The 25,780-nt window shown below is 65.1% G+C and carries 21 protein-coding genes; 11 read left to right on the top strand and 10 right to left on the bottom strand.

From position 1 onward, the window contains the following. Positions 1 to 123 precede the first annotated feature (123 nt). Positions 124 to 882: an IclR family transcriptional regulator gene (locus EJ077_RS05225; RefSeq protein ID WP_208700160.1), complete on the bottom strand. Its 759-nt coding sequence runs from the start codon at positions 880 to 882 to the stop codon at positions 124 to 126. Between the two features lie 184 nt (positions 883 to 1,066). Here EJ077_RS05225 and EJ077_RS05230 point away from each other — a divergent pair, with 184 nt between their 5' ends. From EJ077_RS05230 to EJ077_RS05250, 5 genes are all read left to right on the top strand, one after another. After that, a complete protein-coding gene (locus EJ077_RS05230; protein ID WP_208700162.1) occupies positions 1,067 to 2,044 on the top strand; it encodes a Bug family tripartite tricarboxylate transporter substrate binding protein in 978 nt (325 codons plus the stop codon). A gap of 142 nt (positions 2,045 to 2,186) precedes the next feature. Continuing rightward, positions 2,187 to 2,723, top strand: a complete 537-nt coding sequence (locus tag EJ077_RS05235; RefSeq protein WP_208700164.1) for a tripartite tricarboxylate transporter TctB family protein — start codon at positions 2,187 to 2,189, stop codon at positions 2,721 to 2,723. A 4-nt stretch (positions 2,724 to 2,727) separates the two neighbouring features. Continuing rightward, on the top strand, positions 2,728 to 4,251 hold the full coding sequence (locus EJ077_RS05240) for a tripartite tricarboxylate transporter permease (protein WP_208700166.1): 1,524 nt from the start codon (positions 2,728 to 2,730) through the stop codon (positions 4,249 to 4,251). 14 nt (positions 4,252 to 4,265) lie between these two features. After that, the gene (locus tag EJ077_RS05245; RefSeq protein WP_208700168.1) at positions 4,266 to 5,450 is read left to right on the top strand and encodes a CaiB/BaiF CoA transferase family protein; all 1,185 of its coding nucleotides are present in this window, start codon (positions 4,266 to 4,268) and stop codon (positions 5,448 to 5,450) included. Continuing rightward, positions 5,447 to 6,298 carry a citryl-CoA lyase gene (locus EJ077_RS05250; RefSeq protein ID WP_208700170.1) on the top strand — a complete coding sequence of 284 codons (852 nt, stop codon included), beginning with the start codon at positions 5,447 to 5,449 and terminating at the stop codon, positions 6,296 to 6,298. The genes EJ077_RS05245 and EJ077_RS05250 overlap by 4 nt, the downstream gene beginning before the upstream one ends. Positions 6,299 to 6,301: 3 nt before the next feature. Here the strand turns inward: EJ077_RS05250 and EJ077_RS05255 are convergent, their stop codons facing one another. Both EJ077_RS05255 and EJ077_RS05260 read right to left on the bottom strand, forming a co-directional pair. After that, a complete protein-coding gene (locus EJ077_RS05255; RefSeq protein WP_208700172.1) occupies positions 6,302 to 6,778 on the bottom strand; it encodes an NUDIX hydrolase in 477 nt (158 codons plus the stop codon). Positions 6,779 to 6,906: 128 nt separating this feature from the next. Then, complete coding sequence (locus tag EJ077_RS05260) at positions 6,907 to 7,194, bottom strand: hypothetical protein (protein WP_245458767.1); 288 nt, start codon at positions 7,192 to 7,194, stop codon at positions 6,907 to 6,909. A gap of 567 nt (positions 7,195 to 7,761) precedes the next feature. On the opposite strand from EJ077_RS05260, the gene EJ077_RS32500 reads away from it, so the two are divergent. Then, a complete protein-coding gene (locus tag EJ077_RS32500; RefSeq protein ID WP_281040194.1) occupies positions 7,762 to 11,451 on the top strand; it encodes a hypothetical protein in 3,690 nt (1,229 codons plus the stop codon). A gap of 40 nt (positions 11,452 to 11,491) precedes the next feature. On the opposite strand, the gene EJ077_RS31880 is transcribed toward EJ077_RS32500, so the two are convergent. Continuing rightward, a complete protein-coding gene (locus EJ077_RS31880; protein ID WP_245458641.1) occupies positions 11,492 to 12,109 on the bottom strand; it encodes a hypothetical protein in 618 nt (205 codons plus the stop codon). Between the two features lie 221 nt (positions 12,110 to 12,330). On the opposite strand from EJ077_RS31880, the gene EJ077_RS31885 reads away from it, so the two are divergent. Next, positions 12,331 to 15,849: an autotransporter outer membrane beta-barrel domain-containing protein gene (locus EJ077_RS31885; protein WP_245458642.1), complete on the top strand. Its 3,519-nt coding sequence runs from the start codon at positions 12,331 to 12,333 to the stop codon at positions 15,847 to 15,849. 36 nt (positions 15,850 to 15,885) lie between these two features. Continuing rightward, a complete protein-coding gene (locus EJ077_RS05270; protein WP_208700175.1) occupies positions 15,886 to 16,467 on the top strand; it encodes an invasion associated locus B family protein in 582 nt (193 codons plus the stop codon). Between the two features lie 61 nt (positions 16,468 to 16,528). Here the strand turns inward: EJ077_RS05270 and coaBC are convergent, their stop codons facing one another. The 3 genes from coaBC to ubiE form a co-directional block, all read right to left on the bottom strand. Further along, a complete protein-coding gene (gene coaBC, locus EJ077_RS05275) occupies positions 16,529 to 17,995 on the bottom strand; it encodes a bifunctional phosphopantothenoylcysteine decarboxylase/phosphopantothenate--cysteine ligase CoaBC (protein WP_210212152.1) in 1,467 nt (488 codons plus the stop codon). A gap of 84 nt (positions 17,996 to 18,079) precedes the next feature. After that, positions 18,080 to 19,654, bottom strand: coding sequence for a 2-polyprenylphenol 6-hydroxylase (gene ubiB, locus EJ077_RS05280; protein ID WP_208700177.1), 1,575 nt, complete (start codon positions 19,652 to 19,654; stop codon positions 18,080 to 18,082). Between the two features lie 70 nt (positions 19,655 to 19,724). Further along, positions 19,725 to 20,501: a bifunctional demethylmenaquinone methyltransferase/2-methoxy-6-polyprenyl-1,4-benzoquinol methylase UbiE gene (ubiE, locus tag EJ077_RS05285; protein WP_127280961.1), complete on the bottom strand. Its 777-nt coding sequence runs from the start codon at positions 20,499 to 20,501 to the stop codon at positions 19,725 to 19,727. 134 nt (positions 20,502 to 20,635) lie between these two features. Between ubiE and EJ077_RS05290 the strand changes: the two genes are divergently transcribed. From EJ077_RS05290 to EJ077_RS05300, 3 genes are all read left to right on the top strand, one after another. Then, positions 20,636 to 21,610, top strand: a complete 975-nt coding sequence (locus EJ077_RS05290) for an adenosine deaminase (protein WP_208700179.1) — start codon at positions 20,636 to 20,638, stop codon at positions 21,608 to 21,610. Positions 21,611 to 21,760: 150 nt separating this feature from the next. Further along, positions 21,761 to 22,390: a uracil phosphoribosyltransferase gene (upp, locus tag EJ077_RS05295; protein WP_027143010.1), complete on the top strand. Its 630-nt coding sequence runs from the start codon at positions 21,761 to 21,763 to the stop codon at positions 22,388 to 22,390. Positions 22,391 to 22,615: 225 nt separating this feature from the next. Further along, positions 22,616 to 23,179 (top strand): TIGR02281 family clan AA aspartic protease, encoded by a 564-nt coding sequence (locus tag EJ077_RS05300; protein WP_208700181.1) that lies wholly within the window; start codon positions 22,616 to 22,618, stop codon positions 23,177 to 23,179. 7 nt (positions 23,180 to 23,186) lie between these two features. Here EJ077_RS05300 and deoA read toward each other — a convergent pair whose 3' ends face one another. Genes deoA through cdd form a run of 3 tightly spaced genes read right to left on the bottom strand, consistent with a single transcriptional unit; the run spans position 23,187 to position 25,755 of the window. Next, positions 23,187 to 24,506 carry a thymidine phosphorylase gene (gene deoA, locus EJ077_RS05305; RefSeq protein WP_208700183.1) on the bottom strand — a complete coding sequence of 440 codons (1,320 nt, stop codon included), beginning with the start codon at positions 24,504 to 24,506 and terminating at the stop codon, positions 23,187 to 23,189. Then, entirely contained in the window at positions 24,506 to 25,315 is an 810-nt protein-coding gene (locus tag EJ077_RS05310) for a purine-nucleoside phosphorylase (protein ID WP_208700185.1), read from the bottom strand. Before EJ077_RS05310 ends, deoA begins: the two co-directional genes overlap by 1 nt. A gap of 47 nt (positions 25,316 to 25,362) precedes the next feature. Next, on the bottom strand, positions 25,363 to 25,755 hold the full coding sequence (gene cdd / locus EJ077_RS05315; RefSeq protein ID WP_208700187.1) for a cytidine deaminase: 393 nt from the start codon (positions 25,753 to 25,755) through the stop codon (positions 25,363 to 25,365). Positions 25,756 to 25,780: the final 25 nt, after the last annotated feature.

Here is a 25,780-nt window from a genome sequence, read left to right on the forward strand (position 1 = left end):
CCGCTTGCCAAGACGTCTTTTCTTGCCGAAGACGCCCGAATATTACGCAGCGTCAAGTGACTGCTTCAAGTTGAATCAGTTTGTATTCGAACTCAGCGGATTCTCGGACCGTAACCGCAGCCGCTAGACCGCGAGGCTCGCCTGCTCCAGCATGGAGGCATCCTCTCCGAAGGCACGGGTGGCACGGGCCGCCGCCTCGAGCAGCGGGCGCTTCATGCGCTGCAGGAAGGCTGCGTCGACCCGCGTGCTTGGACCAGCCAGCGTCAACGCGCCAAGCAGCACGTGTCCCGGCCCGAAAACCGGCGCCGACACGCCCGCAGTCTCGGGGTCGCGATCACCCACGGCGAGACAGGTGCAGGTTTTGCGGATGGTTTCGTAGGGTTCGCCCTGCTGGCCGCAAAACGCTGCCAGCACGCGGCCGCCGGAGCCGGCCAGCAGAGGCAATACGTCGCCTTCGCGTATCGTGTAGCGTATCGGATGCTTGGATTCGACCCGATAGAGACAGGTGCGCACGTCTCCCGAGCGGACGTAGAAGGCAACGCTCTCCCAGCTTCGTTCTGAGAGCTCGCGCATGATCGGCAACAGTATGTCGACCGCCACGACCGAGCGCTGGTAAAGCGCGCCCAGCCGAAAGGCGGCGGGTCCGACACGGTAGCGACCATCGTCGAGGCGCTCGAGCAGTTGGCCGCGCAACAGCGAATTGGCGAGCCGCAGGATCGTGCTTTTGTAGAGGCCGGTGCGCGCCGCGATTTCAGCCAGGCTGAGCGAGCGGTCGACCGTGGTGAAAGCATCGAGGATCGCGATCGCCCGGTCGAGTGCGGCAACACCTTCGGCGGACGCCCGCCGGATTTCCACATCGGCTGAGTTGGCTTGTAAGTCCATTGTGGTTCCCAAATCGGAGAAGCCCGAGCGGAATCACTCTGTCGCGCCGCTGGTGCGTTCTGTCCAGCAGAATATCGTTCCTGTTGACGGAACGAGGTAAAATCTGCTTGAACTCGATCACGGGTCTGTGAACAGACGCGTTTTGGCAGGCACCGGAGGAGGTGTCGTGATCTGGAGGAATCCCATGCTGAACAGACGCAGATTTTTGATGAGTACGGCGGCGGCAGGCGCGGCCGGGCTGGGGGCATCGCGTTTCTCACCCGCCTCCGCCGAAGGTGCACCGCAGATTCAGGTCTTCGTGCCGGCGGCACCCGGCGGCGGCTGGGACCAGACGGCGCGCACGATGGATCAGGTGCTGCGCAGCGAGAAGCTCATCTCCGGCTCGCAGATCACCAATGTCGGGGGCGCCGGCGGCACGGTCGGGCTGCCGCAGTTCATCAATCAGTGGAGCGGCAAGGGCAATTCGCTGATGGTCGCGGGCATGGTCATGGTGGGCGCCATCATCGCCAACAAGGCAGCCAACAACCTGACCCAAGTCACGCCCATCGCCCGTCTCACCGGGGAGTTCGAGGCGCTGGTGGTGCCGGCGGACTCGCCGTTCAAGACGGCCGCCGATTTCGTCGCGGCACTCAAGGCCGATCCGACGAAGGTTCCTGTCGCGGGTGGTTCCGCCGGAGGCTCAGACCACATCCTGTTCGGCCTGATTGCAAAGACGGTTGGCGTTCCAGCCCCCAGCCTTTCCTACGTGCCGTTCGCGGGCGGTGGCGAGGCCTTGTCGGCGTTGCTCGGCAACCAGGTCGCGGCCGGCATTTCCGGCTTCGGCGAGTTCTCTGAGCAGGTCAAGGCGGGCGCGCTCAGGCTGCTCGCCATTTCGGCCGACAAGCGCCAGGACGGTATCGACGCGCCGACGCTGAAGGAAGCCGGCATCGATGTGGAACTGTTCAACTGGCGCGGCGTCTTCGCGCCACCCGGCGTTTCCGATGCCGACAAGACGGCGATGATCACGCTGGTCGAGACCATGGCCAAGAGCGATGCATGGGCGACCGAATGCAAGAACCGCAACTGGACGTCCATCCTGCTCACCGGCGACGATTATGCGAAATTCGTCACCGAGGATTCGGCTCGCATCGAGGCCATCCTCAAGGATCTCGGTCTCGCCTGATTTTTCCCCAGGGGGCGGCTCGCGCCGCCCCTCATTTTTCAGTTGCGGCCGACCGCAGGGAGGCGATCGGTCTACAGGTGAAGGTACGGTGCAGGCTGGCTGCGGGCTGCCGCCGGTCTCGGCCATAACGGGGAGGACGTTCATGAGCACCATCAACCAGCCGGCGGCGCCCCCACGCCTTGCCGTACCGGAATTGTCGATCGGGATCGGCCTTCTGGCCTGCGCCGGGGCCGTCGCCTGGCAGACGCTGGCGATCCCGGTGTCGCCGCTCTATTCCAAGGTCGGTCCGACTGTCTTTCCCTATCTCACAATGGTCGGCCTCGTGGTGCTCTCCCTGCTGCTCATCCTCGCAGCGCTTCGCGGCGGCTGGCAGCCGGAGGAGGAAAAGGAAACGCCGACCGACTGGAAGGCGATGGGCTTCGTCGTCATCGGTCTTCTGGCCAATCTGCTGCTCATCCAGCCGCTCGGCTTCACGGCCGCATCCGTCATCATGTTCGTTCTCGTCTGTTACGGCTTCGGCAGCAGGCACACGCTGCGCGATGTGCTTACCGGCCTGGTACTGGCGCTGGCGGCTTATTTCGGCTTTGCCAAGGCGCTCGGCGTCAACATCGGCGCCGGCTTCATCGAGAACCAGTTGAATACGGTGATCGACGCCTTCACCAGCATGCTGGGAGGCTGAGACCATGGAAACGCTCGGCCATCTCGCACACGGTTTTGCGGTCGCGTTCAGCCCAACCAATCTTTTGTGGTGCCTGCTCGGCACCACGCTCGGCACGGCCATCGGCGTGCTGCCTGGCCTCGGGCCGGCGCTGACCATCGCGCTCCTCTTGCCGATCACCTACCAGGTGGCGCCGGAGGCGTCGTTCATCCTGTTCGCCGGCATCTATTACGGCGCCATGTATGGCGGCTCGACGACGTCGATCCTGCTCAACACGCCAGGCGAGAGCGCAACCATCGTCACAGCGCTGGAAGGCAACAAGATGGCCCGCTCGGGCCGCGGGGGCGCCGCGCTCGCCACCTCGGCGATCGGCTCCTTCGTCGCCGGCACGCTCGGCACGCTGGGCGTCGCCTTCCTGGCGCCTGTCGTGGTCAAGTTCGCGCTGGCCTTCGGCCCGGCCGAATATTTCTCGCTGATGGTGCTGGCCTTCATCACCGTTTCGGCGGTGCTTGGTTCATCGTCGGTGCGGGGTCTGACCAGCCTGTTTGCCGGATTCGTAATCGGCATGATTGGCGTCGATCTGCAGACGGGCCAGCCGCGCTTCACCTTCGGCATGACCGAACTGCTCGACGGCGTCGACGTCATCATCGCCGCCGTCGGCCTGTTTGCGGTCGGCGAGACACTCTACATGGCCTCGCGCCGCTATGCCGGCAAGGACGAGATCGTGCCGCTGAAAGGCTCGCTCTACATGACGGCGGCCGAATGGGGGCGTTCGTGGAAAGCCTGGCTGCGCGGCGCCGCGATCGGCTTTCCGATCGGCGCCATGCCGGCCGGCGGCGCCGAGATCCCGACCTTCCTGTCCTATGCGATCGAAAAGAAGCTGTCGAAGCACAAGGAGGAATTTGGAACGGTCGGCGCCATCGAGGGCGTTGCAGGCCCCGAGGCCGCCAACAACGCGTCCGCCGCCGGCGTGCTGGTGCCGATGCTGACGCTCGGTCTGCCGACCTCGGCGACGGCTGCGATCATGCTGTCGGCCTTCCAGAGCTACGGCATCAATCCCGGGCCGCTGCTCCTGACGACACAGGCCGACCTTGTCTGGGGCCTGATCGCCAGCCTGTTCATCGCCAACGTCATCCTGGTCATCCTGAACTTGCCGCTGATCGGGCTGTGGGTGCGGCTGCTGAAAATTCCGGCGCCGCAGCTTTATGCCGGAATTCTGGTGTTCGCCACTGTCGGCACCTATGGTATCTCGCAGTCGCCGATCGATCTCGTCATCCTCTATCTCCTGGGGGCCGCGGGCTTTCTGATGCGGCGGTTCGACTTCCCGACCGCGCCCGTCATCATCGGCATGATCCTGGGGCCGCTCGCCGAAACCCAGTTCCGACGGGCGATGACCATATCGAACGGCGACTGGTCGGTGTTCTACAAGCATCCACTGTCGCTGACCTTGCTGACGCTCGCCTTCATCGGCCTTGTCGGGCCGCATATCTGGGCCTTCATCGAGCACCGCCGACGGCGCGGGCCCGAACATGTGCCGGGCGATGCGTGAGCGATTTGAAAGATATGACAGACCTGCTTTCCGGTATCCGCGTCCTCGACCTCACCAATGTGCTCGCCGGGCCTTACTGCGCCTATCAGCTGGCCTTGCTGGGAGCCGACGTGATCAAGGTCGAAGGGCCGCAAGGCGGCGACCTGGCGCGCCAGCTCGGCGGTTCGCCAAAGCTCAACGGTGCCGGCATGGGCGCGTCGTTCCTGGCGCAGAACGCCGGCAAACGATCCGTCATGCTCGACCTCAAGAAAGAAGCGGATCGCGAGCGCTTCCTCGACCTGGTCGCCAGCGCCGATGCACTGGTCGAGAATTTTCGCCCCGGCGTGATGAAGCGCCTCGGTCTCGACTACGATGTGCTGAAGGCGGTGCGGCCCGGCCTCGTCTATTGCGCGATATCGGGTTTCGGGCAGAGCGGGCCGATGCGCGACAATCCCGCCTATGACCAGATTATCCAGGGCCTTTCGGGGATCATGAGCATAACCGGCACGCCGGAAACCGCGCCGCTGCGCGTCGGTTATCCCGTTGCCGACACGCTGGGAGGTTTGGTCGGAGCGTTCTCCATCGCCGCGGCACTGGTCAGGCAGAAGACATCGGGCGAGGGTGCGTTCCTCGACGTGTCGATGCTCGAATGCACGCTTTCAGCACTTGGCTGGCCTGTCTCCAACTATCTGACGGCAGGCGTCGATCCCAAGCCGATGGGCAATGAGAACATGACCGCGGCTCCCTCCGGCGCCTTCCGCACCGGCGACGGGCTCATCAACATCGCGGCCAACAAGCAGGAGCAGTTCGTGGCGCTGTGCCGGCTGATCGGACGGCCGGAGCTGGCATCGGACCCGCGCTTTGCCGAGCGCGAGACGCGCAAGAAGAACCGCGCGGCACTCAAGGGCGAGATCGAGGACGCTCTGGCAAGCGCTCCGGCGGCGGTTTGGGAAGAGACGCTCAATCGAGCCGGCGTGCCGGCGGGCAGGGTCCTGACGATCCCGCAAGTGCTGACCGAGCCACAAGTGCTCGAACGCCAGGTGACGGCTCGTTTCGAGGATGTGGCCGGCATGGACGGGCCGCTCACCGTCCTGCGCGGCGGGTTCATGGTCGACGGCACGGCACCGTTGCCGACGCGGCCGCCGCCGGTGCTGGGCGAGCACATGGACGAGGTGTTCGCCGGCCTGCCACCGCGCACCAAGGCAAAGGCCAGGGCGTGAGCGGCGTGGAGAAGAAAACAGGCCGCGACCGCGGCGAGGAATGGTGGCGGACCGGCATCATCGAGATGAGCCCCGGCATGATCCGGCTGCGCGGCTACGAGATCCAGGACCTGATCGGCCGTGTCAGCTTCCCCGCCATGATCTGGCTGATGCTGCGCGGCGAACTGCCCAGCGAGGACCAGGCGGCACTGCTCGGCATTGCTTTGGGAGCGGCCGTCGACCACGGGCCGCAGGCGCCGTCGATCGCCATCGCCCGCATGGCGGCAACCTGCGGCGTCGGCATCAACAGCGCCATGGCCTCTGCCATCAATGTGCTTGGCGACGTGCATGGCGGAGCCGGCGAGCAGGCGCTTTCCCTCTATGGCGATATTGCCGTGGCGCTCGAGGGCGGCATTGCCCTCAACGAAGCGGTCTCGACACGTCTCGACCAGTTCTTCGCGGAGGAAGAGGGCTACGTGCCGGGGCTTGGACATCGCTTCCACCCTGTCGATCCGCGCGCGCCGCGCCTGCTGGAACTGGTCAGAGATTTTGCCGCGCGTGGCGTCGTCAATGGACGGTACGCCGACATCGCCGAGGCGGCCGAGGCCGATGTCGCGCGGCGCAAGGGCAAAAAAATCCCGCTCAACATCGATGGCGCCACCGCCGTCATCTACGGCGAACTTGGCTTTCCGCCGCCGCTGACGCGTGGCCTCTTCGTGCTGTCGCGGTCTGTCGGCATCCTGGCGCATGCCTGGGAGCAATCGCAGCAGGCCGAGCGGAACAAGGGGCCGCTGCCGCGCGAATGGCTGTGGGCCTATAGCGGCCCGCCGGCGCGGCCGGTTCCTGAGGACGAAGGCACGGAGAATTGAGGCTTATGCCTGCTTGAGCGGCGTGGGCTCGGGCAGCGTCAAGCTCCTCACCAGCGTCGAGAGATCGGGCTCGTCGATGAGCATCGCGGCGTCGGCCGGCGCCAGCCAGGCTCGCTGCCGCCGTTTGGCCTCCTGCCAGGAGGCAAGCTCTTCCGTCACTTCCAGCAGAAACACGATGACATCGACGCGGACAAAGCGGTTGGCCAGGCGTTTCCAGTAGGAATAGGTGCCCGCCGGCTGCTTCAGCGTCTTGCCAAGCACGCCGGCCTCCTCCAATGCCTCGATGGTGGCTGCCTTGCGCCCGCTCTTGCCTTTCATCGGCCACCCCTTGGGCACGATGAAGCGTCTCGTCGTTCTCGACGTGACCAGCATCACCTCGATGTCTCCGTGCGCGTTCAGCCGAAAGGGAATCGCCGCCACCTGGCGGATCCTTTCGCCTTTCTTGGCCTGGCGTACGGCCTTTTTCTTGGTGGCTGCCATCTTAACAATCCAGTCGCTGCAATGCCCCTTAGCGTGATGCGATGCCTTTGCAAAATCCAAACTACCGCAGGGGCACCTGAAAGTGCCCTAGCATGTAAGTCGGCTAAATAAAAGAAGGTGCCCGTCTGTCAGCGGCAGGTGCTGACGGCGGTGTTGCCGATTATCTGGGTCTGGCAGCTCGGCCTGACCTGCGGAACGACAGGCGGCGGCTGCTGGACGATGACGCGATCCTGGGCACGATACTGCTGTTGCTGCTGCTGAAATTGCTGCCGCTGAACCTGGTTCTGCAAGGCCTGCAGATCATTCTGCTGGATGATCACATTGTTTCTGGCCGCAGGATTGAGCACCTGTGCGGAAGCGGGCGATGCAAAGCCAGCAGAAGCCGCCTCGGCCAGCACCGCCAATGCGAAAATCATCGATGAACGACGCATGCACAACCATTCCTGCAAAAAATCTCATCACGCCGGATATATAGGGTGTTTGTCCGGCGATGCCATGGCGGGAATGGTAATCGCCCTCACACCAACCACATCTGAGTACTGACTGCCATCCGGTCCCGGGGCGCAGATTGCCGTCAAATGACGACTATGAAAAGCAGATGGCTTTGGTCAGTGTCCCTTATGTAAGTTTTCGGTTCCTTCTGGCGCAAGTTTATGTATTCTAATTGAGCCAGTACTCCACAAGCGGGACTGCGGACTTGCTGGCCTCAATGCATTGAAGCTTGTTGCAAAGTGCCGGCATTTTATTGCGTGGACTGACCGTGGCGGGGGCGCCTAACTCAAGGAGGGATTGGGAGCGCCTGCTCTAAGGGGGCAAAGTGCATGGCGTTGTTCTCAAGGCGCTCTTTTGAGTGCGCGGATTTTGAGTGTGAGGATTTTGACGGCGAAGCGGTCGGACGCCGCTCCTGTATGCCGATCCTGACGGGAAGCCGACTTCTCCAGGTTGCACAATCTCCGGTGGCCGGAAACCCTCGTCTGGCAGTCATGGCAGCGCGGCTGACCCTGTTGCTTGGCGCCACGGCTCTGAGCGGGTTTGCCCTTCTGCACACAAGCCCGGTCCATGCGCAGGTCGTGATCAATCACGACGGCGCGCCCGGAGACAACGGCGCAAATGTGATCGGCGATGCCGATGCGGATGACGGCCATCCACCGACCGGACCGGTCAACTACACAAATAATGATCCGCAATCGAGCGTCGGCAGCGCCTTTGTCGGCAGCGCCGTTGGCGGCAGAGGCGGCAATGGCGGCTCGACCGTCGAGCCAACCCTTGTCCCTCCCTTCTTCGAGGTCGATGGCGGCAATGGCGGCAATGGGGCCAAGGGTGGCGTCGTCGATATCACGAATACGGCCCAGTTGCAGACCAGTGGCGCCTCCGCGAGCGGCATCGGTGCAAATGCAAGCGGCGGCGACGGCGGCAATGGCGGATTTGCCTTCCATCTGCTGCTGATCAACGGCGGTACCGGTGGCAGAGGCGGCGACGGCGGCACCGCGACCGTGACGACCACATCGACCAGCAACATCACAACGACAGCAGACCTGGCGAACGGTATCACCGTCAACGCCAGTGGCGGCAATGGCGGCAATGGCGGCACCGCCGTCGGCGGCATCGGATCCGGCAAAGGTGGTGATGGCGGTTCCGGCGGCAATGGTGGCTCGGCGTCCGCGGACAATGCAGGCGACATTCACACGCAAGGTGCCTTCGCAAAGGGAATCCTGGTTCGTTCGGCCGGTGGCTCCGGCGGCGACGGAGCGCAGGGAACCGGAATTATCAACGGTGGCGGTGGCAATGGCGGCGTACCGACCGTCGGCGGCTCGGCGGATGGCAAGAATTCCGGAAACATCACCACGATAGGCGACTTCGCCAGCGGCATGGTCGTCCAGTCCGTCGGCGGCGGCGGCGGCGACGGCGGCGGCGCCTTCGGCTTCTTCGGCGGCGGCGGCTCGGGCCAAGACGGTAACAATGGCGGTACAGCGACCGGCACCAACACGGGTTCCATCACCACCAGCGGCGTCGGCGCCATCGGCATGCTGGTTGAATCGGTCGGCGGTGGTGGCGGCGACGGCGGCGGCGCGATCGGATCGATCGCTCTCGGCGGCTCCGGCGGCGGCGGCGGCAAGGGCGGCAGTGTCTTCGGCAATCTCGGGGGCTCGATCAAGACCGGCGCCGACGGGAGCGGCGACGGCGCGATCGGCATCGTCATCCAGTCGATCGGCGGTGGTGGCGGTAATGGCGGTTTCGCCATCGCCGGCGGCCCCGTGGTCGCGGTCGGCGTCGGCGGTTCCGGCGGTGCGGCCAGCAATGGCGGCGACGTCAACGTCCAGCAAGCGGCCGGCGGTCCAACGGTCGAGACGAGCGGAATCTCGGCCATCGGCATACTGACGCAATCGGTGGGCGGCGGCGGCGGCAATGGCGGTGGCAGCTATACGGTCAGCGGAGCGGTTTCGGCCTCGATCGGCGGCAAGGGTGGCGCGGGCGGCGCCGGCGGCAACGTCATCTACAATGTCGGCACCTCGCATGTGACAACACATGGCACCGACTCGACAGGCATCCTGACCCAGTCGGTTGGTGGTGGCGGCGGCAATGGCGGGTTTGCGTTGTCGATCTCCGCGCTTATCTCGGTCGGCGTCGGCGGCGAAGGCGGCCCCGGCGGCAAGGGCGGCACGGTCAACATGACGACCGGCGGCAGCGTCGAAACATTCCAGGATCGCTCCGCCGGCATCATGGCGCAGTCGATCGGCGGCGGCGGCGGTAATGGCGGCGGCAGCGTCGCAGGCAGCGCCGGCGTCAGTGTCGGCATCGGCAGGAAGGGCGCCGGCGGCGGCATCGGCGATGCGGTCACCTTCAACGGCACCCAGTCCGATGTGACGACGCATGGCGCAGATTCGGCCGGCATCATTGTGCAGTCGGTTGGCGGCGGCGGCGGCAATGGCGGCTTTTCGATCGCCGTCTCGGCCATCGTTTCCGTGGGCGTTGGCGGCAGTGGCGGTGCCGCCGGCGATGGCGGCGTTGTCGATGCGCGTTCCAATGGCAGCGTGACAACGTCCAACGATCGGTCGGCCGGCATCATCGTGCAATCCATTGGCGGCGGCGGCGGCAATGCCGGCGCAGTGATCAGCGGCAGCCTGGGCGTGAATGTCGGCGTGGGCGGCAGCGGCGCGGGCGGCGGCAAAGGCATGGCCGCCAGCTTCTTCACGGACAATTCCGTCGTCAAAACCGCAGGTGCCGATTCGATCGGTATCCTTGTCCAGTCGATCGGCGGCGGTGGCGGCAATGGCAGCTTCGTCGGTGGCCTCGGCTTGGCCGCGTCCGTCGGCATCGGCGGCAGCGGCGGCGTTGCGGGCGACGCCAGTGCGGTAAAGATCACCGACAATGGCGGCTCCGTCACCACGACACGCGAGCGGTCTTCCGCCATGGTGGCGCAGTCGATCGGTGGTGGCGGCGGCAATGGTGGCGGCGTCGTCGCGCTCGGTGCCGGCGTCAACATCGGCATCGGCGGAAAGGGCGCAGGCGGCGGCGTTTCCAGCACGGTCGACGTCATCAACGCAGCCGCACTCAACACCGGGGGCTACCAGTCGCACGGTATCCTGGCACAATCGATCGGTGGCGGCGGCGGTTCGGGCGGCTTCAGCGTCACCTTGGGTGGCCCGTCCTTGTCGCTGGGCGGTACCGGCGCCTCGGCGGGCACGAGCGAAAAGGTGTTTGTCAACAACTCCGGCAAGATCGATACGGGTGGCGACCTGTCCAACGGTATCTTCGCGCAGTCGGTCGGTGGGTCCGGCGGCGACGGCGGCTTTGCCGTGGCCGGCGGGCTTTTCGCCGCCGTCGGCATCGGCGGCGCGGGCGGCGGTGGCGGCGCGGGTGGCGTGGTCGAGGTTATCAACAACGCCAACATTACAACCAAGGGCGCGCTCTCGAATGGCATACTGGCGCAGTCGGTCGGCGGCGGCGGCGGCAATGGCGGCAGCACCGGGGCCGTTGCCGTTGGCGCGTTCGGCGCGGCCGGCGTGGCGCTTGGCGGCGGTGGCGGCGACGCGAATCTAAGCAAGGAGGTCACGGTCACCCACAAGGGCGACATTCATGTGGCGGGAGCCGGCTCCAAGGGCATTCTTGCTCAGTCAGTCGGCGGCAGCGGCGGCAACGGCGGCAATGCCTATTCCGGTGCCTTCAGCGGCGGCCTTTATTTCTCCGCCGCCGTGGGTGTGTCGATTGGCGGCCCTGGCGGCGACGGCGGCCCTGGCGGCAAGGTCACGGTCAAGGCGGACGGCAACATCATCGCGGACACCGATTCGGTCGGCACCGGCGGCATCGTCGCGCAGTCGATCGGCGGCGGCGGCGGCAATGGCGGGCGGGCAACCACCATCACTGGTGCCGTCAGCACCGACGCCAGTGTCAGCCTGGGTGTTACGGTTGGCGGTTGGGGCGGCGATGGCGGCAGAAGCGATCTGGTGACTGTCGACACCGGCCTGAACGGTGGCGGCAGCATCGTCACCAGTGGCTATCAGGCGGTCGGCATTCTTGCCCAATCGGTCGCCGGCAGCGGTGGCAATGGCGGCGATTCCTGGGGGCGGCCGGCGGTTACGGCAACGATGTCGCCATCAACGCGACGGTCAGCATCGGCGGCGGTGGCGGTGACGGCAATGTCAGCGATGACGTCCTCGTCCACAACGCCTTGACGGTGCAAACCGCCGGCGACATGAGCGCGGCCATCATGGCTCAGTCGATCGGCGGCGGCGGCGGCAATGGCGGTTCGACCAATGGCGCGACGGCCGATCTCGGCGGCGGCGAGGGCGTCAACATCGCTGTCAATGTCGGCGTCGGCGGCGGCGGCGGGACCGGCAATACTTCCGGCGCGGTCGACGTGATCAACAGCGGCAATTTGACGACCACGGGCGATTTCTCCTCGGGCATCGTCGCGGAGTCGCTCGGCGGCGGCGGCGGCATGGGCGGAGCGAGCAACGCCAAGGCGTTCCATCTGGGCGGCACCAGCGAGACGAGCGTCACCGTCAATGTCGGCATTGGTGGCAAAGGCGGGTCCGGAAACGATGCGGCGATGTTCCGCCTCGATGGCGGCGGCAATGTCATCGGCGCCGGCGTGCATGTCGACAATTCCGGCGTGATCCGGACCCAGGGCTTCAATTCGATCGGCATACTGGCGATGTCGGTCGGCGGTGGCGGCGGCGGCGGCGGCGCGGCCTCGACCGACGAGGAGATCGTCGGCGACGGCAGCGAAGGCGACACCTCCGTCGGCATCGGCGCGGCCATCGGCCTTGCCGCTGGCGGCGCTGGCAATGGCGGCACGGTATCGGTCACCAACCGGTCCCTGATCGTCACCGACGGCGCCGATTCCTATGGCATATCAGCCAATTCCATTGGCGGTGGCGGCGGCGTCGGCGGTTCGGCGACATCGGCGTCATCGGCAAATATGCCATCGGTGGCGCACTCGGCGGCGCGGGCGGCGGCGGCGGCAGCGGCTTCGAGGTTGACGTCTTCAACCTATCCACTGCCGAAATCTGACCAAGCAGGAACGGTCGATCGGCATCTTCGCGCAGTCGGTGGGCGGCGGCGGCGGTGCCGGCGGCGCCGGTCAGAGCACGGGCAAGACCGACGATTCGGAAGTCAGCGTCAATCTCTCGCTCGGCGGCTCGGGCAAGGTCGGCGGCAATGGCGGCAAGGTAGTCGTAGAGAACAGCGGCTACATCCACACCGAGGCGGCCTATTCGCACGGCATCTTGGCGCAGTCGATCGGCGGCAGCGGTGGCGTCGGCGGTGCTTCCGGCACTTCGGCCAAGGACTCCAATGTGGCCATTACGCTCAGCCTCGGCGGAGCCGGTGGCGATGGCGGCAAGAGCGATTTCGTGCACGTGACCAACAATGCGTCAGGCGAGATTCTGACCAAGGGCGACAATTCCTACGGCATCTTCGCGCAGTCGATCGGCGGCGGCGGCGGCGCGGCCGGCGCCGGCTCGACCGAAACGGGCAGCGCGGAGACCTCCGTCTCGCTGGCGATCGGCGGCCTGGGTGGCGTCGGCAGCCGCGGTGGCGACGTCACGGTCGACAACCATGGCCAGATCACCACCCTGGGTTACCTCTCGCATGGTATTTTTGCGCAGTCGGTCGGTGGCGGCGGCGGTGCGTCAGGCGCAGCGGCCAATACGTCCAAGGCCGACATGACGATTGGCGGCGCGGCCTCGTTGCCAAGCGGCGACGGCTCCAATGGCGGCCATGTCATCGTCAACAATGACGGCGCCATCGAGACCTGGAAGGATGGCGCACTCGGCATCTTCGCCCAGTCCATCGGCGGCGGCGGCGGCTATGGCGGCGTGGTGTCGGCAGACACGGCGGGGGATGAATCGGTCGCGCTGCAGCTTGGCGGCTTCGGCGGCAATGGCGGCAATGGCGGGCAAGTGGATGTCACCGTTTCCGGCACCATCGTCACCCATGGCGAACGCGCGCATGGCGTGGTCGCCCAATCGGTCGGCGGCGGTGGCGGCTATGGCGGCGACGCCAAGGGCAAAAGCTCGAACGCGTTGGCCATTGGTGGTCTCGGCGGCAAAGGCGGCGATGGCGGCGACGTCACCGTCATCCGCACCGGCACGATCACCACGACCGGCAAGGATTCGATCGCCATCATCGCACAGTCGGTGGGCGGCGGCGGCGGCATCGGTGGTGCTGGCTTCGGCCGCTTTGGCGCCGACGACGATGGCGGCGGGCCAAATGCCATCGGCTTCAACACGCCCGGCGGCACCAAGGGCACCGGCGGCAAGGTGACCATCATCCAGTCGGGTGCGATCGAGACCGATGGCGACCGTGGCCACGGCATCGTCGCCCAGGCGGTTGGCGGCGGCGGTGGCGCCGGCGGCACGAATTCGCTCGGCATGGGCCAGTCGGCCGCCGGCTCACAAGGTGGCATCGGCGATGCCGCGGCGGCATCCGCCAGCACCGACAGCCGGGTCTGGGTGAAGGGCGCGAGTGCCTATGCCATGTTCGGGCAGAGCGCGACAGGCGACGGCGACGCCCATGCGGTCGACCTGACGGCGGGTGACAGCCTGTTCGCACAAGGCGCGGATTCGGTGGCTGTCTATGGCGAGAGCACGGCCAAAGGCGCCAAGGGCAACATCACCATCAACCTCAATGGCCAATATACGATCGGTGGGGCCGGAACCGGTGTCGCGGCGATGCTCGTCGGCGGCGCCGACAACACGCTGACCAACCACAGCCTGCTCTATGCGATGGGGGCGACGCCGACTTTCGAGATCCAGGCAGCACAGTTCCAGGCGTTTCAGGCTTTTCTGCTGGCGCCCGGCCCGGTGGTGCCGACAAACGCGATCCTGGAATCGCTGCTGGACAATTTCAGTCCGTTCGCCATCACCGGCACGTCGGGTGACGACCGTGTCGACAATTCGCAGGCGGCGGGCACGCTTGGGCGCGTGATTGGCAATATCGATCTCGGTGGCGGCAACAACAGCTTCCACAATTTCGCCGATGCCTCGATGGTCGGCCTCAAGACCATCAATCTCGGCGGCGGCCTGTTCACCAATGACGGGCTCTATACCAACCAGGGCATCGGCGTGGTTGCGAAAGTGGATGTCGGCGGCGGCTTCAAGCAGGTTCTCTCCGGCGACTTCGTCACCGACGTGGACCTCAACAACCAGATCACCGATGCCCTGGCGCTGACAGGCGCGGGCGACTTCAACGGCGAGGCTCCGTTGAACTTCCTCACGATCGACAAGCTGTTCACCGAATATGTGGTGGCCAAGGGTTCGGCGATGACCGATTCCGGCATCGTGGCGAAAACCCTGCATCCGGCAGTGGGCTTCAACTTCCAGTTCAAGGTGGATAACGGCACCGATCTCGTTCTCTACGCCGACAATCCGACCTTCCTCGAACTGGCACAGGATCCCGGTTCCGGAACCACCGATCCGGGCGTGTTCCAATTGGCGCAGTATCTCGACGACGTCGAGGCGGCCTCGACCCCGGACAACCCGATGGCGCGGTTGATCAACATGCTGCGCTTCCTGCCCAACGAGCAGGAACTGGGTGCCGCGCTGACGCGACTGACGCCGCACTATGCGGTGCATGCGTTCGACATGGTCAACCGCGAGGCCGACATCATGCTGGAAACGGCGCGCGAATGCACCGGCGTGCCGGCCTACAAGAATCCCGACGGCCGCTGCATCTGGGCGACGATCAGTCCGCAGGCCGAATACAGCCGCGATACGGGCGCCGGGACCACCAGCCGCGACGACGTCCTGAAGACCATGTCGCTTGGCGGCATCGGCGAGGTCGGCCAGAACTGGTCGCTCGGAGCCACCATCGGCCGGACGGAATTCGACTCCAAGATCGACTTCAACGGCGAACTGCTGTCGCAAACCACTGGCGAGGCCTGGCAGGCCTATGCGCTGGCGAAGTACGCCGACAAGAATTATTTCGTCGACTTCGCGCTCGGCGGCGGCACCGGCTCCTTCAAGGGCGAACGCGATACCCATATCGATCCGACGTTCTTCATTCCCGGCGAAACGCTAATCGGCGATTATCTGGACGAGGAAATGCTGCCCGGGATCGGCAACAGCGTCACCTACACGCAGAAGACCGCTCAGTTCGGCGGCTCGGCACGGCTTGGCTTCACGCAACAGATGGGCGCGTTCTACCTGCAGCCGACCTTGCAGTTCGACGCGCGCTGGCTGCGTGTTTCCGGAAAGGAAGAGGGATCGGTTGCCGGTTTCAACTTCGACGGATCGGCGGACACCTTCTATGCGGCGACGCCGGCGCTCGAAATCGGAACCGACATCGCACTCAGCGATATTGCCAGCCTTCGCCTCTATGGAAAGGCCGGGGTGGAGTTTTCAACCAAGGAGTGGGAGATCGAAGGACGCTTCGCGGCTGCGGAGAATCTGCCCGGCAACCCGGCATTGCACTTGACGGAGGCGATCGATTCGCCGCTCTATCGGGTCGGCGCTGGCCTCGAGTTGAATGGCGTCAATGGCGTCGGCATGTCCGTCAGGTATAGTGGCGCTTTCGGGGAAACGGTCAAACAGAATGCAGTCAGCGCGTCTCTCAAGGTCAGTTTCTAGGCTGGCTCGAGGCGGAGCCGGGCGGGAGAGGTCTTGATGAGGAAATACGCGTATTTCGCAGCCGTGCTGGGTGCTGCCTGTATCGCAGGCCTGCCGGCCATGGCGGCGCAAACCAAGAGCGACAAGGTGACGGCAACGCCGCCCGCCGCGGCTGACGCGCCGCAACTGCCCGGTGGTGCTTCGGCCTTGTCCGAAACCCATGGCGACTGGACGGTCAATTGCCAGATATCGGGCACCAACAAGGTCTGCAGCCTGTCGCACCAGCAGTTCAACAAGCAAAGCAACCAGCGGCTGCTGGCGATCGAGCTGTCGAGCAAGACCGGCGAGGATGCGACGGGAACCCTTGCCCTGCCGTTTGGCCTGGCGCTTGCCAAGGGCGTTACGCTGACCATCGACGACCAGAAGCTCGACGGCAGCCTGCCGTTCAACACCTGCCAGGTGGTCGGCTGCCTGGTGCCGGTGGCGTTCGATGCCAATGTCGCGCCGCTGCTCAAGAACGGCACCACGCTCAAGATCGATGCGTTCGCGGCGGATACGGGGCAAGTCGTAAGCTTTTCCATTCCGCTCAACGGCTTCGGTGGCGCGCTTGCCCGCACCGCGGAGCTTTTGGCCAACTGACGGCTTAGACCGTTACCGCAAGCGACAGGGTGTTGGCGGTAGATGCTTCCGCCGACACCTGTCAGACAACGATCGTTTTCAACCGCTCGGCGATGAGCGCGGCGAGCCGCGCCGCCACCTCGTCCTTGGTCATTTCAGGCCATTCCTCGACGCCGGCCTTCGACACGATCCGCACCCGGTTGCGATCGCCGCCCATCACGCCTGAAGGACCGATACCGCTGGCCTGCGACACATCGTTGGCGACGATGAGATCGGCGCCTTTCTTCCTGAGCTTGGCCTCGGCATTGCCCAAGAGATCCTGAGTCTCGGCGGCAAAGCCGACGACCAGGCCTGGTCGCTGCCTGTGGTGGCCGATGCCCGCCAGAATGTCGGGGTTCTCGACCATGCGCAGCACCGGCGGGCCTTCGCCCGCGACCTTCTTGATCTTCTCGCCGGCTGAAGTCTCGGTGCGCCAGTCGGCAACGGCGGCGACGAACACCGCGGCGTCGGCGGGCAGAAGCTGTTCCACCGCGTCGCGCATCTCTTGCGCCCGTTCGACATGGACGGTCTTCACCCCGGCCGGATCGGCGATGCCTACGGGACCGGAGACGAGACGCACGTCGGCGCCGAGCCTTGCCAATGCCGCGGCGATGGCGTGGCCCTGCTTGCCGGACGACCGGTTGGCGATATAGCGCACGGGATCGATCGGCTCGTGCGTCGGGCCTGACGTGACGATGATCTTGCGTCCCGCCAGCGGCCTGGGCCTGGCATCGAGCAGCGCCTCGACCGCGGCGACGATCTCCAGCGGCTCGGCCATGCGGCCTTCGCCGGCCTCGTTGCTCTCGGCCATCTCACCCTTGGCGGGGCCGACGAAGGCGATGCCGTCCTTGCCCAATGTCGCGCGGTTGCGGCGGGTGGCGGGATGCGACCACATCTTCGGGTTCATCGCCGGGGCCATCAGCACCGGCTTGTCGGCGGCGATGAGCACGGTCGAGGCCAGATCGTTGGCGTGGCCATTGGCGAGCTTGGCCATCAGGTCGGCGGTGGCGGGCGCCACCACCAGGAGGTCGGCCTCGCGCGACAGCCTGATGTGGCCGACATCGTGTTCATCGTTGGGGTCGAACAGGTCCGTGAAGACATGGTCGGCGGAGAGCGCGCCGACCGAGAGCGTCGTCACGAATTCCCGCGCCGCCGACGTCATGACCACCCGCACCGCCGCACCACGCTCGCGCAGCCTGCGGATCAGGTCGAGCGCCTTGTAGGCGGCGATGCCGCCGCAGATGATCAGCAGGATGCGTTTGTTGGAAAGTGTGCCTCGCGGCAAGCTCTTGCCTGCCAGGGCTGACGCCGGGGTGCCTTGCGAATTGGCCAGTTCCTGGAGGGCTTTCTCGATCTGGTCGAGACGGCCAACCGGGCCGATCTGACCGTCGACAGCGGCCCGGATCATCACCCGCGCCTGTTCTTCCATGGAGCGATCGTTTTCCGCCGCCAGCCGGCGCAGCAGCTCCTTGACCTCATCGTCAAGGTTGCGGATGGTGATGCTGGCCATATGATTGCACTCTACTCATCTTGCCTGATAGCGATGATAGCAATGCAATCAAATTGCCGCAAGCCGCAGGCCTCGCCTCGGAGTCTAAAGCAGCTTCCAGGCAATGTAGACCAGCGTCAGCGCGATCACCCACAGCGCCACGCGGCCGGATCGGCTGTAGCGCGCCTCGGCCTTGCCGATGGCGCGGGCGGTGGTCTCGTCGAAGCGCAGCCCGTGTTCGGCCATCAGGTCGATTTCGCGTGACAGCCGGTCGGTGCGCGCCGCAAGCTCCGGCGCCTGGCGCACCAGCGCCAGAAGCGCCTTGGTTCCGTCGCGGGCATCCACCATCAGACCGCGCGGCCCTAGATTGCCGGCGATCCAGCCGCCGACAACCGGTTCGGCGGTCTTCCACATGTTGAAGGCAGGGTCGAGCGTGCGTGCCACGCCCTCGACCACCACCATGGTCTTCTGCAGCAGGATCAATTCAGGCCGGGTCGCCATGTCGAAGAGTTCGGTCACCTCGAACAGCAGCGTCAAAAGCTTGGCCATCGAAATGGTTTCGGCGGGCTGGCCGTGGATCGGCTCGCCGATCGCACGGATTGCCTGCGCGAAGGCAGAGACATTGTGCTGGCGCGGCACATAGCCGGCCTCGAAATGCACCTCGGCGACGCGCAGATAGTCGCGTGTGATGAAGCCGTAGAGGATTTCGGCGAGGAAACGGCGCTCCTTCTTGCCGAGGCGCCCGGCAATGCCGAGATCGACGGCGACGATGGTGCCGTTTGCCTCGACGAACAAATTGCCCGGATGCATGTCGGCGTGGAAGAAGCCGTCGCGCAGCGTATGGCGCAGGAAGGACTGGATGAGGTTGGCGGCGATCGCCTTCAGGTCATGGCCGGCGGCTTCGAGGCCGGCGATGTTGTTCATCTTGATGCCGTCGACCCATTCCATCGTCAGCACGTCGCGGCCGGTGCGCTCCCAGTCGACGGTTGGGACACGGAAGCCGGGGTCATCCCTGGTGTTCTCGCCGAGTTCGGAGAGTGCCGCCGCCTCGAGCCGCAGGTCCATCTCGATCTTGGTGGTCTGGGCCAGCGTCTCGGTCACCTCGACCGGTCGCAGCCGGCGCGAGGAAGGAATGTATTTTTCCTGCAGGCGAGCGGCGAGAAAATAGCTTTCGAGATCGTGGAAGAAGCGGCGGCGAACGCCCGGCCGGATCACCTTCACCGCCACCTGGGTGGCCACGCCGTCATGCATGGTGTCGGCGGCATGCACCTGGGCGATGGAGGCAGCCGCAACGGGATCGCCGAACCGCGCATAGAGATCGCCCACCTTGCGCCCGAGCGAGGCCTCGATGGCCGCGATCGCTTCGGCCTTCGGGAAGGTGTGCATCTTGTCCTGCAGCATGGCGAGATCGAGCGCCATGTCGTTGCCGACGACGTCGGGCCGCGTCGCCAGGAACTGGCCAAGTTTGACGTAGGAAGGGCCGAGCCGGACCACCGCCTTCGCCAGCCGGTCGCTGCGCTCATAGGCGAGCGCGCGGCGACGGGTGAACAGCCGCGCCAGCCGCCAGCCGAATTTGGGCAGGCCGGACAGTTCTTCGCCGGGCAAGGCAGCAACGACGCCCTCGCGCACCAGCACCCAACCGGCCCGTATGAGCCGGAATCCCGCGCTGACGGTGCTCATGGCCGCGTCCGCCCCACCGGCTCATCGAACTGGCGCAAGGCACGCCGCGTGTCAGAGATGGGCGACGGCTTCAAAGCTTCCAGCCCGAATGCAGGGCCGCTATGCCGCCGGAATAGTTGCGGAAGGAGACGCGCTCGAAGCCGGCGCGGGAAATCATCGCCGCGAAGTTTTGCTGATTTGGGAATTTCGCGATCGATTCGACCAGATAGGAATAGGGCTCGCCGTCGCCGGTGACCATCTTGCCGATCTTGGGAATGGCATTGAACGACCAGGCTTCGTAAACCTTGTCGAGCAGCGGCATCTCGACCTCGGAAAACTCCAGGCACAGGAGGCGGCCGCCGGGCTTCAGCACGCGGAACGCCTCACCCAGGGCCACGTCGATATGCGGGACGTTGCGAATGCCGAAAGCGATGGTGTAGGCGTCGAAACTGGCGTCAGGGAACGGCAGTTCCTCCGCGTTGGCCTCGACGAAGTCGGTGTTGCCGGACAATCTCTTCTTTTCAGCCCTATCGCGGCCGACGGCGAGCATCGAGCCGTTGATGTCGAGCACGGTGGCATGGGCATGGCCATGGCTGGCATCGACGATACGGAAGGCGATGTCTCCGGTGCCGCCGGCAACATCGAGCACGCGCCAGCCGGCGCGCTTGGGCGGATTGAGCCAGGCGACCATGGCGTCCTTCCACAGCCGGTGCAGGCCGCCTGACATCAAGTCGTTCATCAGGTCGTAGCGGTTGGCGACCTTGTGGAAAACATCGTTGACCAGGGACTGCTTCTCGCCTTCCCCTACACGCTTGAAACCATAGGAGGTTTCCATGCCGCCGGCGGCCGTGGTTCTCTCAACTGACATTTTTTTGATCCGTCATAAAACCGGCGGGACCATAGCCGATCGATGATGCGGGCGCTATTGTTTAAGGCGCGGTGTTCAGCCGCGCTTCCAGGTGGTGGGTTTTCAAGACCTGGACTGACCGACGGGATGTTTGAATGCCTTTGAAAGCGGAACTGCACTGCCACATTGAAGGGGCAGCGGCGCCCGAGCTCGTCATCCGGCAGGCGCAGAAATACGGCAAGGATACCTCGCTTTATATCCAGAACGGTTCCTTCGTCTGGCACGATTTCACCTCCTTTCTCGCGGCCTACGACTTTTCCGCCGACCTGTTCCGAACCGAGGAGGATTACGCGCGGCTGGCCGACCATTATCTGACCAGCCTGGCCCGCGACGGGGCAATCTACTCCGAGGTGTTCACCTCGCCGGATCACGCGACGAAAGCCGGGCTGTCGCCCAAGGCCTACACCGACGCGCTCGGCGAAGGCATGCTGCGCGCCAAGGCCAAGACCGGCATAGAGGGCCGCATGATCGTCACCGGGGTGCGCCATGTCGGTGTTGAATCGATCGAGCGGGCGGCACGCTTCGCGGCGCGTTGCGGCCATCCGCTCGTCACCGGCTTCGGCGTCGCCGGCGACGAGCGCATGGGCGACATGGAGGATTATGTCAGGGCGTTCGAGATCGCACGCGAGGCCGGGCTCGGCATTACCATCCATGCCGGCGAACTGACGGGCTGGGAGACCGTCCAGGCGGCACTCGACCATATCCGCCCGTCGCGCATCGGCCATGGCGTGCGCGCCATCGAAAACCCCGACCTTGTCCGGCGCATCGCCGACGAGGGCGTCGTGCTGGAGTGCTGCCCCGGTTCCAACATCGCGCTCAAGGTGTTCGACAGTTTCGCCGATCATCCGTTTCCGGCCCTGCAGGCGGCGGGCTGCAAGGTAACGCTCAACTCCGACGACCCGCCCTATTTCTGGACTTCGCTGAAGCGCGAATACGACATCGCGGCGGAGCATTTCGCGATGAATGAGAAAGCGCTCGCCGCGGTCACCAGGACGGCTATCGAGGCGGCTTTCGTCGACCGCAAGACCAAAGCGGCGCTTCTGGCCCGCCTGAATGGTGCGGCTCGCTGATTTCTTCCGACAAAGCTGTGGTCGATGCGGGCCAAGCGGTTCCTTGGCCGGTCCAATACCGCTAGGGTTCGCCCAAGCAGCTTGAAGCGCGACACGTCCGAAAGGATCCATGCGCGCGGTTTCGGGCGACACCGCATCAGGAGACCATCAATGAAGGGCGTCACCGTCGTCGACCACCCGCTTGTCCAGCACAAGCTGACCATCATGCGCAAGAAGGAGACCTCGACGGCCGGCTTCCGGCGCCTGCTGCGCGAGATATCGCTGCTGCTCGGCTATGAGGTCACCCGCAATCTCGAATTGACGACGACAACGATCGAAACGCCCATGGAGACGATGGAAGCTCCGACACTGGAGGGCAAGAAGCTGGTGTTCGCCTCGGTGCTGCGCGCCGGCAACGGCTTGCTCGAAGGCCTGCTCGACCTGGTGCCGGCGGCCCGCGTGGCCCATGTCGGCCTCTACCGCGATCACGAAACGCTGGAGGCTGTCGAATATTTTTTCAAGGCGCCGAGCGACCTCGGCGACCGGCTGGTCATCGTCGTCGACCCGATGCTGGCGACCGCCAATTCGGCGATCGCGGCGATCGACAAGTTGAAAGAGCGCGGCGCCACCAACATCCGCTTCCTGTGCCTGCTGGCGGCGCCCGAAGGCATCGAGCGCTTTACCAAGGCGCATCCGGATGTTCCGGTCTTCACCGCGTCCATCGATCGCCAGCTCAACGAGAAGGGCTACATCATGCCTGGTCTCGGTGATGCCGGCGACCGTATGTACGGGACAAAATAATACCAAGCAAAGTGCTTGATATGATTTACCAAATGTTTACGCAAAGACGCGGTTTCGGCGTGCGTTAAGGCGGCAAACACCATCCAGCGCTAATGAATCGGCACGCACTACAGCGCCGTGCGTCTAATCGGATGCACAAAAGGACGCTGTAGCACTTTGTTTTTTGCGCATGAGGCTTTCCGAAAATCGATCTCGATTTTCGGGGTCATGCGGCGAGGCCGATCCATGCTGCGCAAGCTCCTTATCCTCAGCGTCTTTGCCGGTGCGTCGGCATCGATCCCGATTGTCTACCAGTCGAATCCGCGAATATTCGAAAACCTGTTGAAATCGGCTGTGACGGCCAAGCCCGGGGTCGAGACGCAACCCGAGGTCAGCCTGGCGTCCGTTCCCGACAAGCCGGTGGCGCCGCTGCCGACCGGCCGCAAGGTCGTGGTTGCGGCGGATGGGCGTGGACACTTTTCGTCCACCTTCAGGCTCAATGGCCGTCAGGTCGACGGCATGATCGACACCGGTGCGACGCTGGTGGCGGTCAATATGTCGACGGCACGCCGGATCGGGCTGTCGCTCAATCCCTCCGATTTCAGCCACGAGGTCAACACCGCCAACGGCTCCATCAAGGCAGCCGTGGTGATGATCGACCGCCTGCAGATCGGCAGCATCAGTGTCGACGGTGTGCAGGCGATCGTGCTCGACGACAAGGCACTGGGCACCAACCTGATCGGCATGAGTTTTCTCAATCGGCTGGGAAAATACCAGGCGGAGAACGGCACGCTGCTGTTGGTTCAGTAGGGCGCACTCAGCCGCGCGGCAGAATCCGCCGGATGACCGACTTGTCGGCGGACGGCTTCGAAGCACCGATCGCATAGGCTGAAAGCACCGCCGCGGCTGCCGCTTCGGCATCGGATGGTGAGCGGGCATGGATCAGCGCCAGCGCGTCTCCGGCGGCTACTTCCGCGCCTATCGGCAGCAGCCTGGTGATGCCGACCGCGGGATCAATCTTGTCGTCGGGCCGGGTGCGCCCGCCGCCCAGCCCGACCACCGCGAGGCCGATGTCGCGGGTGGCAATATTTGTGACGAAACCCTCTGTCGTCGCCTTGACCGCGAATTCCGTTGCCGCCTCGGGCAGGTATTTTTCCGGCTTCTCGACGAGATCGGCCGGGCCGCCAAGCACGGTCACCATGCGCGCGAAGGTGGCGGCGGCGCGGCCGCTGGCCAGCGTCTCGGTGGCGCGGCGCATGCCGTCCTGGTTGGACGATACCAGCCCCGCCGACTGCAGCATTTCAGCGGCAAGCGCCAGCGTCACATCCTCCAGCCGCCGGTCACGCAAGCGGCCGGTCAGGAAATCGACGGCATTGCGCACCTCGACCGCATTGCCGGCGGCCGAGGCCAGCGGTTCGTTCATGCCGGTGATCAGCGCCGAGACCTTCAGCCCGGCGCCGCTGGCGACCTCGACCAGGCTGTTGGCGAGCGCGGTCGCATCACGGGATTTCTCCATGAAGGCGCCGTTGCCGACCTTGACGTCGAGCACCAGCGATTGCAGGCCCGCCGCGAGCTTCTTCGACAGGATCGATGCGGTGATCAGCGGCACCGATTCCACGGTTCCGGTCACGTCGCGGATGGCGTAGAGCCGGCGATCGGCGGGTGCCAGATCAGCGGTCTGGCCGATGATGGCGCAGCCCGTTTCCAGCACCGCCTTGCGGAACAGCGTGATGTCGGGCTGGCTGGTGTAGCCGGGAATGGCATCCATCTTGTCCAGCGTGCCGCCGGTATGGCCGAGACCTCGGCCCGAGATCATCGGCACATAGGCGCCGCAGGCGGCGACGATCGGCGCCAGCATCAGCGAGACATTGTCGCCGACACCGCCGGTCGAATGCTTGTCGGTGACGGGGCCTGGCAAATCCGACCAGTCGAGCACGTCGCCGGAATCGCGCATGGCAAGCGTCATCGCCACGGCCTCGTCGCGGTTCATGCCGTTGAAGAACACCGCCATGGCGAAGGCCGCGACCTGGCCGTCGGTTACGGTGCCCGACGTCACGCCGTCGATGAAGGCGGCGATCTCATGAGGCGACAGCCTGTGGCCGTCGCGCTTGTGACGGATGATTTCCTGTGGAAGCATCAGCTCTCCAGCAGCCCGTCACGGAACACGCGCTGCAGCACCGTTGCCAGCCGCGATCCGCCAACCGGCGCCATGTCCTTGGTTTCCTGGTGCGAAAGCTCGGCTCCGGTCATGCCGGCGGCCAAATTGGTGATGACCGAACAGGCGGCGACGCGCAGGCCGAGGAAACGAGCGAGAATGACTTCCGGTACGGTCGACATGCCGACGGCGTTGGCGCCCATGGTGCGCGCCATGCGGATTTCGGCCGGCGTCTCGAAGCAGGGACCCGAGAACCACATATAGACGCCCTTGTGCAGCGCTGTGCCGGTCGCCTTCGCCGCGCGTTCGATCGCGTCGCGGATGTCGGCATCATAGGCTTCGGTCAGGCCGACGAAACGGCGGTCGCTCGGCTCGCCGATCAGCGGATTGGTGCCGGAGAAGTTGATATGGTCGGTGAGCAGCATCACCGAGCCCGGCGGCATGTCCGGATCGACCGAGCCGGCTGCGTTGGTGAGGATCAGTTTCGTGATGCCGATGCCGGCAAGCACCTCCAGCACCGGCCGCATCGCCGCGGCGTTGCCATGCTCATAGTAGTGGGCGCGGCCGGACAGCATCAGCACCGGAGCGCCGGCAAACAGCCCGGCGACCACTTCACCGGCATGGCCGCTGACACCGCTCCTGGGAAAGCCGGGCAGGTCGGCATAGGAGACGCGGATCGGATTGTCGATCCGGTCGACCAGGCCGCCCAGGCCCGAACCCAGCACCAGCGCGGTCGACGGCGCCAGGCCGTCAAGCCTCTCGATAAGATGGTCCAGCGCCTTTTCGGTCATCTCGGCCTACGCTTCATTTGAGCCAGCTTTTCATTTGAGCCAACGCGTCATTTGAGGATATCGCCGCGAAAACCGTAGGGCAGCATGTCGCCCATGGTCACCGTCTCGGCCACGCCGGTGTCGTCGCAGAGGTAGAGTTTCGTTTCCGGGCGGCAGAATTCGGCCAGCCGCTGACGGCAGCCGCCACACGGCGAGCATTTGGCCATGCGTTCGGCAAGGACGGCGATTTCCACGATCTTGCCGCCGCCGCCCATGATGTAGTGGCCAAGCGCGGTGGTCTCGGCGCACCAGCCCTCGGGATAAGAGGCGACCTCGATGTTGGCGCCGGTGAAGACGCGCCCGTCCTCGGTACGCAGGGCAGCACCCACCGGGAATTTCGAGTAGGGCGCATAGGCGTTGGCCATGGCAGCCTTGGCCGCTTCGAACAGATCATGCGACATTCAGGTGTTCTCTCCGATGATCGTG

The organism is Mesorhizobium sp. M8A.F.Ca.ET.057.01.1.1, assembly GCF_003952565.1.
Classification (GTDB): Bacteria; Pseudomonadota; Alphaproteobacteria; order Rhizobiales; family Rhizobiaceae; genus Mesorhizobium.